Source organism: Cellulomonas sp. Y8, assembly GCF_008033115.1.
Lineage (GTDB): Bacteria > Actinomycetota > Actinomycetes > Actinomycetales > Cellulomonadaceae > Cellulomonas.
Map to the genome: position 1 here is coordinate 526795 of NZ_CP041203.1, position 11446 is coordinate 538240.

At 75.8% G+C, this 11446-nt stretch carries 9 protein-coding genes and 1 pseudogene; all 10 read right to left on the bottom strand.

Annotation, left to right across the window (positions count from 1 at the left end):
- Positions 1 to 30 precede the first annotated feature (30 nt).
- The gene (ftsY, locus tag FKM96_RS02400; RefSeq protein WP_147793887.1) at positions 31 to 1230 is read right to left on the bottom strand and encodes a signal recognition particle-docking protein FtsY; all 1200 of its coding nucleotides are present in this window, start codon (positions 1228 to 1230) and stop codon (positions 31 to 33) included.
- A 52-nt stretch (positions 1231 to 1282) separates the two neighbouring features.
- Positions 1283 to 1852, bottom strand: a complete 570-nt coding sequence (locus FKM96_RS02405; RefSeq protein WP_147793888.1) for a hypothetical protein — start codon at positions 1850 to 1852, stop codon at positions 1283 to 1285.
- Positions 1853 to 1935: 83 nt separating this feature from the next.
- Positions 1936 to 5520, bottom strand: a complete 3585-nt coding sequence (gene smc / locus FKM96_RS02410; protein ID WP_147793889.1) for a chromosome segregation protein SMC — start codon at positions 5518 to 5520, stop codon at positions 1936 to 1938.
- Between the two features lie 48 nt (positions 5521 to 5568).
- Positions 5569 to 6000: a nucleoside-diphosphate kinase gene (ndk, locus tag FKM96_RS02415; RefSeq protein ID WP_147793890.1), complete on the bottom strand. Its 432-nt coding sequence runs from the start codon at positions 5998 to 6000 to the stop codon at positions 5569 to 5571.
- A gap of 22 nt (positions 6001 to 6022) precedes the next feature.
- Positions 6023 to 6478, bottom strand: coding sequence for a DUF4233 domain-containing protein (locus tag FKM96_RS02420; protein ID WP_147796871.1), 456 nt, complete (start codon positions 6476 to 6478; stop codon positions 6023 to 6025).
- 15 nt (positions 6479 to 6493) lie between these two features.
- The gene (locus FKM96_RS02425; protein ID WP_147793891.1) at positions 6494 to 8188 is read right to left on the bottom strand and encodes an MDR family MFS transporter; all 1695 of its coding nucleotides are present in this window, start codon (positions 8186 to 8188) and stop codon (positions 6494 to 6496) included.
- Between the two features lie 128 nt (positions 8189 to 8316).
- Entirely contained in the window at positions 8317 to 8925 is a 609-nt protein-coding gene (locus tag FKM96_RS21230) for a TetR/AcrR family transcriptional regulator (RefSeq protein ID WP_168216846.1), read from the bottom strand.
- Between the two features lie 58 nt (positions 8926 to 8983).
- Positions 8984 to 9721 carry a dihydroxyacetone kinase phosphoryl donor subunit DhaM gene (gene dhaM, locus FKM96_RS02435; RefSeq protein ID WP_147793893.1) on the bottom strand — a complete coding sequence of 246 codons (738 nt, stop codon included), beginning with the start codon at positions 9719 to 9721 and terminating at the stop codon, positions 8984 to 8986.
- Positions 9718 to 10326 (bottom strand): dihydroxyacetone kinase subunit DhaL, encoded by a 609-nt coding sequence (dhaL, locus tag FKM96_RS02440; RefSeq protein WP_147793894.1) that lies wholly within the window; start codon positions 10324 to 10326, stop codon positions 9718 to 9720. The genes dhaM and dhaL overlap by 4 nt, the downstream gene beginning before the upstream one ends.
- Positions 10327 to 10424: 98 nt before the next feature.
- Positions 10425 to 11421 (bottom strand): annotated as a pseudogene (dhaK, locus tag FKM96_RS02445) (dihydroxyacetone kinase subunit DhaK).
- Positions 11422 to 11446: the final 25 nt, after the last annotated feature.

Here is an 11446-nt window from a genome sequence, read left to right on the forward strand (position 1 = left end):
GTTCGAAGCAGGACCGGCACCCCCGTGGCGTCAGCCCAGGATGCCGTCCACGAACTCCTCCGGGTCGAACGGCGCCAGGTCGTCCGGCCCCTCGCCGAGCCCGACGAGCTTCACCGGCACGCCCAGCTCGCGCTGCACGGCGACGACGATGCCGCCCTTCGCGGTGCCGTCGAGCTTGGTCAGCACGATGCCGGTCACGCCGGCGACCTCCGCGAACACGCGCGCCTGGTTCATGCCGTTCTGGCCGGTGGTGGCATCGAGCACCAGCAGCACCTCGGACAGCGGCGCGGTGCGCGTGATGACCCGGGTGATCTTGCCGAGCTCGTCCATGAGGCCGGCCTTGTTCTGGAGCCGGCCGGCGGTGTCGACCAGGACCACGTCGACGCCCTCGGCCGCGCCCTCCCGGACCGCCTCGAACGCGACCGACGCCGGGTCGGCGCCGTCGCGGTCGGAGCGCACGGTGCGCACGCCGACGCGCGAGCCCCAGGTCTCGAGCTGGTCGGCGGCCGCGGCGCGGAACGTGTCCGCCGCGCCGAGCAGCACGGTGCGGCCGTCGGCGACGAGCACGCGGGAGAGCTTGCCCACGGTCGTGGTCTTGCCGGTGCCGTTGACACCGACGACCAGGACGACCGCCGGGACGGTCACGCCGTCCTCCCCGGTCTGCGGGGCGGTCGACAGGGTCCGGTCGAGCGACGGGTCGACCAGCGCCAGCAGCTGCTCGCGGAGCAGGGCGCGGACCTGGGCCGGGTCCTTCAGGCCCTGGACGCGGGCCCGGGTGCGGATCGACTCGACCAGGTCGGCGGACGGGCCGGCGCCGACGTCGGCGAGCAGGAGCGTCTCCTCGAGCTCGTCCCAGTCGTCCTCGGTCAGGTGGTCGCGGGACAGCACCTGGAGCATGCGGGCGCCGAGCGGCGAGCCCGAGCGGGCCAGGCGGTCCCGGAGCCGGGTGAGCCGGCCGGCCGTCGGGGCGGGGACCTCGAGCGCGGGGGCGGTCGCGGCGTCCTCGGGCGCCGGGGCGCCGGGCGCGGTCGGCGCCTCGGGGCCCGCGGCGTCGGGGACCGGGCGCTCGAGCGTCGAGGTGCCCGTGCCCGATCCCTCCGCGGGGCGCTCGTCGGTCCGGTCGCGGTCGCCCGCGTTCCGGCGCCGCTGGAGGACGGCAGCGCCGCCGCCGAGGATCGCCAGGGCCGGCACGCCGACGAGGAGCAGGTTCAGGAGGTCGTTCGAGTCCACCGGGACAGTCTGTCAGGCGGGCGGGCGGGACGCGGCGCGGGGGCGGCGCCGGTCAGGCGTCGCCGCGCTGCGGCGGGACCGACGGCGGGGGCGTCGCGGGACCGGCGACGCTCGCGGCCGGGGTCGGCCGGGCGGCGGCGGGGACCACGGTGGCCCTCCGGACCGGGACGTGGCCGCTGCGGCGGGGCGCGCGCCGCGCGTGCTCGTGCGGCGCCGGAGGGCGGTCCGGGTCCGCGACGGCGGGCGCGGCCACCCCGTCCTGGACGACCAGGCGCTCGGCCGGCTCCCCGGCCCCGGCCCGCGGGTAGGGCAGGTGCTCGCGCAGCCGGACGGCGCGCTCGCCCGTCCGCTCGAGCATCTCCGCGAGCTCGTCGAGCTGCAGGTAGCCGTCGTCGGGCTGGGACGCCTCGGCGAACAGCTGCTCGAACGGGACGTCCACCGGCTCCGCCTCGTCGACGACCGGGGCCTCCGCGTCACGGTCCCGGCGCCGGCGCAGCCCGTTGCGGAGGTCGGCCCAGAACGTGCGCAGGTCGGTCCCGCCGTCGCCCGCCGCGTTCGCCAGGACGATCACGCCGATGGCCGCGACGAGCGCCAGCCCGATCACCACGAGATAGCCGCCCATGGGGACGATTGTCCGCCGTCGACCTGGGAGCCGCGGGGACGGCGCCCGCATCGGCGGCGAACCCCCACGCGATCTTCACACCGTCAGGCGGGGACCTCGTCGCGGAGCCGCTGGGAGATGACCGTCGTGACGCCGTCGCCGCGCATCGTCACGCCGTACAGGGCGTCGGCGATCTCCATCGTCCGCTTCTGGTGCGTCACGACGATCAGCTGGGAGTCCTCCTGCAGCTCGCGGAAGATCTCCAGCAGCCGGCCCAGGTTCGCGTCGTCGAGCGCGGCCTCGACCTCGTCCATCACGTAGAACGGGCTCGGCCGGGCCTTGAAGATCGACACGAGCAGCGCCACGGCGGTGAGCGACCGCTCGCCGCCGGACAGCAGGGACAGCCGCTTGACCTTCTTGCCGGCGGGCCGGGCCTCGACCTCGATGCCGGTGGTCAGCATGTCGGACGGGTCGGTCAGCACCAGCCGGCCCTCGCCACCCGGGAACAGGCGCGGGAACACCCGGTCGAACTGCTCGGCGGTGTCGCGGTAGGCGTCGGCGAACACCCGCTCGACGCGCTCGTCGATCTCCTTGACGATCTCCAGCAGGTCGGCGCGCGACTTCTTGAGGTCGGCGAGCTGCTCGACCAGGAACTTGTGCCGCTCCTCGAGCGCCGCGAACTCCTCCAGGGCCAGCGGGTTGACCCGGCCCAGCTGCGACAGCGCGCGCTCGGCCGCCTTCAGCCGCTTCTCCTGCTCGGCGCGGACGTACGGCACCTCGCGGGGGCCGGCGTCCTCGTCGTCGCCCGCCCCGGCCGCGGGCGGGGTGAGGACCGGGACGGACCGGTGCGGGCCGAACTCCTCGACCAGCACCGCCGGGTCGATGCCGAGGTCCTCGACGGCACGGATCTGCAGCTGCTCGACCCGCAGCCGCTGCTCCGCGCGCAGCACCTCGTCCCGGTGCGCGGCGTCCGTCAGCCGGGCGACCTCGCGCTGGGTCTCGTCGACGCGCGACCGCACCGCGGACAGCGCGGTCTCCCGCTCGGCGCGCGCGGCCTCGGCGGCGTCCCGCTCGTCGGCGGCCCGCTGCAGCGCGTGCTCGATCGCCCCGAGGGCCTGGGTCGCGCCCAGGGCGACGGCGGTGGCGACGGCGGCCTGCCGGGCGCGGGCGCGCTCCCGCTCGGCGGCGCGCTCGCGCGCGGCCCGCTCGGTGCGCGCGGCGCGGTCGAGCGACTCGGCGCGGCCGGACAGCGCCCGCGCGCGCTCCTCGGCGGTGCGCAGGCTGAGCCGGGCCTCGGTCTCCTTGCCGCGCGCGGCGGTCGCGGCCGCGTTCGCGGCGTCCCGCTCCCCGGTGCGCTCCTCGATCGCGGCGTCGGTGTCGGCGGGCTCGGCCTCGGCGGCGGCCAGCCGCTCGGTCAGCTCGGCCAGCTCGGCAACGCCGTCGGCGAGGGTCTGCTCGGCGGTGGTCAGCGACGCCTGGACGCGCTCCGCCTCGTTCCGCGCGGCGCGGGCCGTGGCGCCGAGGTGGCCGAGCTGCTCGGCGACCGCGGCCAGCGCGGCGTCGGACTCGTTGAGCTCGTCGAGGGTGCGCTGGTACTCGGCGCGGGCGGTCTCCTCGGCCTCGCGCGCGCCCACCAGGGCGAACCGCGCCTGCTCCGCGCGCGCCGCCGCGGCCTCGGCGCCCTGCCGGGCGTCGTCCAGGGCGGACTGCAGGTGCAGGGCGCTCGGCGCGGTGGCGGATCCGCCGGAGGCGCGGTGCGCGGCGAGCACGTCCCCGGCGCGGGTCGCGACCACGAGGTCGGGGCGGTCGCGCAGCACGCCTCGCGCGGCGACCAGGTCGTCCACCACCGCGACGCCCCGCAGCAGCCGCCGCACGGCGGGGACGACGGCCGGCGGCGCCTGGACGAGGTCGAGGGCCCAGTCGGCGCCCCCGGGGGCCGCGCCCTGGTCCTCGTCGCCCGCGTCCGCCGCGTCCCCGGCCGCGACGACGAGCCCCGCCCGCCCGGCGTCCTGCTCGCGCAGCCAGCGGATGGCGTCCACCGCGGCCTCCACCGACTCGACCGCCACCGCGTCCGCGGACGCACCGAGCGCCGCCACGATCGCGTCCTCGTCCCCGGCCGCGACGCCGAGCAGCGCGGCGACCGAGCCGACCACGCCCACCAGGTCGTCCGCCGCGAGCAGCGCGCCGGCGCCGTCCTTGCGGGTCAGGCTGAGCTCGAGCGTCTCGATGCGGGACTCCAGCGCGGCGCGCTCGCGCTCGGCCTCGGTCAGCTGCGCCGTCAGCTCGGCGACCCGCGCGGACGCGGTCTCGACGGCCTCGGCAGCCGCCTCGTGCGCGGCGTCCAGGTCCTCCTCGCCCTCCTCGACGCCGGCGACCCGGGTCTCGAGGGCGGTGAACTCGACGGTCGCCTCGTGCCCGCGGCGCTCGGCGGCGGTCAGCGTCTCGCGGAGCCGGCCGATCTCGGCCTCGGTGGCTTCCAGCCGGCTGCGCCGCGCGCCGACCTGCCCGGCGAGCCGCGCGAGCCCCTCCCGGCGGTCGGCCGCGCCGCGGAGCACCGTGGCCAGCGCCTTCTCCGCCGCCGCGGCGGCACCCTCCGCCTCCTGGCGCGACGCCTGCGCGGCCTCCAGCGCGGCGCGGGCGGCGTCCACCTCGGCGGTGAGCTCGGTCTCGGCGGCGCGCACGCGCTCGGCCTGGCGCTCCAGGTCGTCCGGGTCCTGCCCGCGGGCCGGCTCGGGGCCGGCGCTCCCCAGGAGCCGCGCGCGGTCCGCGGCCAGCGAGGCCGTCCCGCGCAGGCGCTCGCGCAGCGAGGACAGCCGGTACCAGACGTCGGACGCCTCGCCGAGCGCGGGCGCCGCCTCGGCCGCCTCGCGCTCCAGCGCCGCGAGCCTGGTGCGGGCGGCGTCCAGCGCCGCCTCCGCCTCGGCCCGGCGGGCCCGCAGGGCCGTGTCGTCGGCGATCTCCTGCTCCAGCTGCGCGGTGAGCTGCGCCAGGTCGTCGGCCAGCAGCCGGGCGCGGGCGTCGCGCAGGTCGGCCTGCACGGTCTGCGCGCGGCGCGCGACCTCGGCCTGCCGCCCGAGCGGGCCGAGCTGGCGGCGCAGCTCCGCGGTCAGGTCGGTGAGCCGGGTGAGGTTCGCCTGCATCGCGTCGAGCTTGCGGAGCGCCTTCTCCTTGCGCTTGCGGTGCTTGAGGACACCCGCGGCCTCCTCGATGAACCCGCGGCGCTCCTCCGGGGTCGCGCGCAGCACGGCGTCGAGCTGGCCCTGGCCGACGATGACGTGCATCTCACGGCCGAGGCCGGAGTCGGACAGCAGGTCCTGGATGTCGAGCAGCCGGCACGCGCGGCCGTTGATCGCGTACTCCGAGCCGCCGTTGCGGAACAGCGTCCGCGAGATCGTGACCTCGGTGTACTCGATCGGCAGGGCGCCGTCGGTGTTGTCGATGGTCAGCGCGACCTCGGCCCGGCCCAGCGGCGGGCGGCCGGAGGTGCCGGCGAAGATGACGTCCTCCATCTTGCCGCCGCGCAGCGACTTGGCGCCCTGCTCGCCCATGACCCAGGCGAGCGCGTCGACGACGTTGGACTTGCCGGAGCCGTTCGGCCCGACGACGCAGGTCACCCCGGGCTCGAGGTTCAGCGTCGTCGCCGAGGCGAACGACTTGAACCCGCGCAGGGTGAGCGTCTTCAGGTGCACGGGCCGCAGCCTAGTGCGGCCGCGGCCCGTGCCCCGGGAGGTGGTGGGTCAGACCGCCAGGGCCGGGAACCAGAGGGCGATCTCGCGGGCCGCCGACTCCTCGGAGTCCGAGCCGTGCACGAGGTTCTGGGTGACCTTGAGGCCCCAGTCGCGGCCGAGGTCGCCGCGGATGGTGCCGGGCGCGGCGGTGGTGGGCTCGGTGGCGCCGGCCAGCGAACGGAAGCCCTCGATGACGCGGTGGCCCTCGGCCACGACGGCCAGGACCGGGCCGGACTTCATGAAGTCGACGAGGGGCTGGAAGAACGGCTTGCCCTGGTGCTCGGCGTAGTGCTCCTCCAGGAGGGCGTCGTCGGCGGTGCGGAGCTCGACGGCCACGAGGGTGTAGCCCTTGGCCTCGATGCGGCGGAGGACCTCGCCGGAGAGTCCGCGGCTGACGCCGTCGGGCTTGACCAGGACGAGGGTGCGCTGGATGTCGCTCATGCCCCGAACCCTAACGAACCCGTCAGGGCTGCGTGGGCGCGGCCGGCGGGTCCTGGGCGCGGGGCGGGAGGCCGCCCTGCGGGGTCTGGTCCGGGTACTCGGCGTCGAACGCCGCCCGCTCGCGGTCGATCCGCGCGCCCAGGCGCAGGGACACGAACCAGAGCACCGCGAACAGCAGGCCGAGCGCGAACATCAGCGGGATCACGAACCCGCAGGCGATGACGACCACCTGCGCGACCGACCCGGCGACGTAGCCGCCCGGCGCGGTGACCAGCCGGGACAGCACGACGAGCACGACGAACAGCACGCCCGCGACGGTCCAGAGCACCGCCGGCGACGCCGCGACGACGCCGGCCTGCGCCAGCCCGTACGCCGTCAGCGCCGCGAACAGCACCAGCACGCCCTCGAGGACCAGGATCATCGAGGTGAACTGGGGCTTGGCGGGGCGCTTCTGGCGCACGGGCCGGGAGGAGTGCATGCTCACCCGCGCAGGCTACCTGCGGTCGTCGGCGGAGCCGTGGTCCGGGCCCGCGCTCTCGCCCGGGGCGGACGCGCCCGGGGTCGCCCCCGTCGCACCCACGCCGGCCGAGACGGTCGCCGGCGCCGCCGGGGCCGCGGCGGTCGCCTCGCCGCGCGCCACCATGCCGGCGACGTCGGACAGCTTCACCTCGCGCAGGAACAGCGTGAGCACGAAGCCGACCGCCAGCAGCGGCACCAGGTACCAGAACGCCGGGGCGAGCGCCTCGGTGTACGCGGTGACCACGCCGTCGTGCAGCGGCTCGGGCAGCTGGGAGACGAGAGCAGGGGTCAGCGACTCGGCGGAGCCGCCGGTGTCGATCCCCGCGGAGCCGGCGCCCGCGAACACGGACTCCAGCCGCTCGGACAGCCGCGTGGTGAAGATCGTGCTGAACAGCGCGGTGCCCACCGCGGCGCCGATCTCGCGGAAGAAGTTGTTCGCCGAGGTGGCGGTGCCGAGCTCGTGCGGGTCGACGGAGTTCTGCACGGCCAGGACGACGGTCTGCATGACCAGGCCGAGGCCCGCGCCGAGCGTGAAGATCATCGCGCCGAACAGCACCATCGACATGTCGCCCGTGATGGTGGTGAGCCACGCCAGGCCGAGCGTCGTGATCGCCATGCCGGTGATGGGGAACGCCTTGTACTTCCCGGTCTTCGTGATCGCGAGACCCGAGGCGATCGAGGTCAGCATGACGCCGACGGTCATCGGGAGCATGAGCAGGCCGGACTCGGTCACCCCGGAGCCGGTCGACATCTGCAGGAACGTCGGCAGGAACGCGAGCGACGCGAACATGCCCATGCCGATGACCAGGCCGATGCCGGTGGCGAGGGTGAACGTCGGGTTCTTGAACAGGCGCAGCGGGAGGATCGGCTCGGCGGCGCGCAGCTCGACGAGCACGAACGCCACGGCGGCGGCCAGGGTGCCGACCAGCAGGCCGACGAGGCGCGGGTCGGACCAGTCGTAGCCGCCCTCGCCGGACAGCGAGGTCCACGACGTGACGAGCACCAGGCCGGAGGTGGCCAGGGTCAGCAGGACGATGCCGGCGACGTCGAGCGGGCGGTTCGACCGGTGGCTGGGCAGCTTCAGCGTGAACCACGCGACGACGAGCGCGGCGATGCCGATCGGGATGTTGATCCAGAAGCACCAGCGCCAGTCGAAGTGGTCCGTGAACAGGCCGCCGAGGAGCGGGCCGGCGACCGCGGAGACGCCGAACAGCGCGCCCATCGGGCCCATGTACTTGCCGCGCTCCTTGGCGGGCACGATGTCGGCGATGATCGCCTGCGACAGGATGATCAGGCCGCCGCCGCCGAGGCCCTGGACGCCGCGCCAGATGACCAGCTCGTGAAACGTCTGCGCGAAGCCGGCGCCGGCGGACGCGAGCGTGAACAGGCTGATCGCGACCAGGAACGGCCAGCGCCGCCCCCACAGGTCGCCGAACTTGCCGTACAGCGGCATGACGATCGCGATCGCCAGGATGTAGATCGTCACGACCCAGCCCTGGTGCTCGACGCCGTTGAGCTCGCCGACGATCGTGGGCATCGCGGTGCCGACGATCGACTGGTCGAGGGACGACAGCAGCATGCTGGCGAGCAGGGCCCCGAAGATCAGCCACACGGTGCGCTGGTTCAGCTCCACCAGGGGCTTGTCGGGGGCGGGGGCGGCGGTGGCCATGGGTACCTCGTTCTCGTGCGGGCGGCGCCGGGGCCGCCGGGACGACGCCGGGGCGGGCCGTCGTCGGCGGTGGTGGTGCGGCGGGTGGTGGTGCGGTGGCCGCGGGGGCGGCCGGACCGCGACGGGTGCTAGCGGGGCGCGAAGATCGCGGTGAGGTCCGCGACGACCGACGGCAGGTGGTCCTGGACGTCGCCGGTCCCCCCGGCGGTGTCCCAGCGCACGAACGTCGCGTGCGCGAGGCCGAGCAGCAGGGTCCCGACCAGGGCGACCGCGGACTCGTCGGCGGCGTCCCCGAGCCGGCGCCGGACCAGGGCGCCGATCTCGTCGTGCAGGCCCTGGACGTGGGTGTAGGCCCGGAGCATGAGCTCCGGGTGGCCCTTCGCGAGCTCGAAGGCCCGCTCCATCCGCTCCTTGCCGAGCGGCGGGTGGTCGAGGGCGCTGGCGGTGAGGGCCTGCATGTCCGCGAGCAGGTCGCCGGTGGGGCCGCCGGTCGCGAACGCCTCGGCGGCGGCCTCGTCGAGGCGCCAGTGCTCCATGCCGAGCACGGCGTCGTCCTTCGACTCGAAGTAGTTGAAGAACGTGCGGACCGAGACGCCGACCTCGGCGCAGATGGCCTCGACCGTCACGCGGTCCAGGCCCTGCTCCGCCGCGAGGCGGTGGGTCGCGTCGACGAACGCCTCCAGGCGGGCGCGCTTCTTGCGCGCCCGCAGCCCCTCGGGCTCCACGACTTCTTGCACGTCCTGAATTATTGCAGAGCGTGCAGAGTTGTCCAGGGCAACGGAGGTGCGAGGCCCGTCACACCTCGCCGAAGCCCTCCTCGACCGCCCCGACGAACGCGTCCACGGCGACCCGCGCCTGCGGACCGGTGGCCGTCACCTCGAGGGTCCGTCCCTGGGTGGCGGCGAGCTGCATGAGCTCCAGGACGCTCGCGCCGTTCACCCCGTCGACCTGCACGGCGGCGTCGAAGCCGGCCATCATCCGGGCGAGCACCGCGGCCGGGCGGGCGTGCAGGCCCATGGGGTTGCGCACGACGACGTGCGCGGTGATGGGCGCGGCGGAGTCGCCGGCGTGCGGCGGCGCGGGCGGCGCAGGCTCGGCGGACGCCTCGGGCGCCACCTCCCCCGGCCCCGCGGCGTGCGGGAAGCCCGCCCCCGCGGCCACGGCGGCGCCGAGCACCTCGCCCACCGGCGCCCCGCCCGCGGCGGTCACCCCGGCGGCGACCGCCGCCTCGACGAACGGCGCGTCCGCCAGGTGCACCCGGGCCGCGACGTCCTCGTCGAGGAGCTCCAGGACGGACTCGGTGGTGAGGACCGCCGACCCCAGGTCGGTGAGCACGACCGCGGACCGGCCGTCGGCCGTCGCCTCGCCGAGCGCCTGCTCGACCAGGTCGAAGCTCGTGCCGAGCCCGCCCGCGCCGTCGCCACCGGCCGCGACGATCAGCACCTCCGGAGCCATCTGCGCCGCCAGCTCCCGGACGCCCTCGGCCAGCGTCGCCGAGTGCGAGACCAGGACGAGGGCGACCGGGGCGGTCATGCCGTCGCCTCCGCGGTCGCGGCCGCCGCCTCGAGGATCAGGGCGGTCGACGTGGCGCCGGGGTCCTGGTGCCCGGCCGAGCGCTCGCCCAGGTAGGACGCGCGCCCCTTCGTCGCGACCAGGGGGACCGTCGCCTCGGCCCCGGCGCGCGCCGCCTCGGCCGCGGCCGCCAGCACCGCGGCCGGGGAGGCGCCCGCGTCGGACGCGGCCACGGCGGCCTCGACCGCCGGTGTCCACGCGTCGACCATCGTCTTCTCGCCGGTCGTGGCCTTCCCGCGCACGACGATGCCCTCCAGGCCGGCCTCCAGCAGCGCCACGACCGCTGCGCTGTCGAGCTCCGGCAGCCCGGTCACCTTCGCGGCGCGCAGGTAGGCCGTGCCGTACAGCGGGCCCGCGGCGCCACCGACGGTGGACATGAGGGTCGTGGCGACGAGCTTGAGCACGGCGCCGACGTCGCCCGGCGGGGCGTCCAGCGCGTCCAGCTTGGCCGTCACGGCGGTGAACCCCCGGTTGAGGTTCTCGCCGTGGTCGCCGTCGCCGATCTGCCGGTCGAGCTCGATGAGCTCCTCCCGGTGCTCGGCGACCACCTGCGCCGTGCGCCGCACCCAGGCGACCGCCCAGCCCGTCCAGAGAACCCGTCATGTCCCGTTCCCACCTCCGCCGTCGGACCCACGACCCCGCCCCCGGGAGGGCGGCGGGCCGGCTACCAGTGCAGCGCGGCCGTGCGCACCGGCGCGTCCCAGAGCGCGGTGAGCTCGTCGTCCAACCGGAGGACAGTGACCGAGGCGCCCTGCATCTCCAGTGATGTCACGTAGTTGCCCACGAGCGAGCGGGGTCACCTGGACCCCGCGGCCCTCGAGCAGCTTGCGTGCCTGACGATAGACGACGTAGAGCTCCGACAGCGGCGTGCCGCCCATGCCGTTGACGAACAGCAGCACCTGCTCCCCCGACGCCAGGCCGAGGTCGTCGGCCACGGGGGTCAGCAGCATCTCGGTGATCTCGTCCGCCGGGGCGGCCTTGATGCGGCGCCGGCCCGGCTCGCCGTGGATGCCGATGCCGATCTCGAGCTCGTCGTCCGGCAGGTCGAAGGACGGCTTGCCGGCGTGCGGGACGGTGCACGCGGTCAGCGCGACGCCCATCGACCGCACGTTCGCGACGACCTTCTCCGCCACCGCGACGACCGCGTCCAGGTCGTCGCCCCGCGCGGCGGCCGCGCCGGCGATCTTCTCGACCGCGACGGTGCCCGCGACGCCGCGGCGGCCCGCGGTGTACAGCGAGTCCTCGACCGCGACGTCGTCGTTCACGACCACCGTGCGGACCGTCAGGTCGTCGGCGTCGGCGAGCTCGGCGGCGGTCTCGAAGTTGAGCACGTCGCCCGTGTAGTTCTTGACGATCGCGAGGACGCCCGCCCCGCCGTCGGCCGCCGCGAACGCGGGGGCGATCTGGTCCGGGGTGGGCGAGGTGAACATCGCGCCCGGCACGGCGGCGTCGAGCATCCCGTCGCCGACGAACCCGGCGTGCAGCGGCTCGTGGCCGGAGCCGCCGCCGGACACGAGGCCGACCTTGCCGCTCACGGCGCCGCCGGCGCGGGAGACGAACAGCGGGTCGGTGTGCACCTCGACCACGTCGGCGTGCGCGAGGCCGAAGCCCTCCACCGACTCGGCGACGACGTTCTGGGGGTCGTTGATGAGCTTCTTCACGGCGATGCTTCCTTCCCGGCACCCG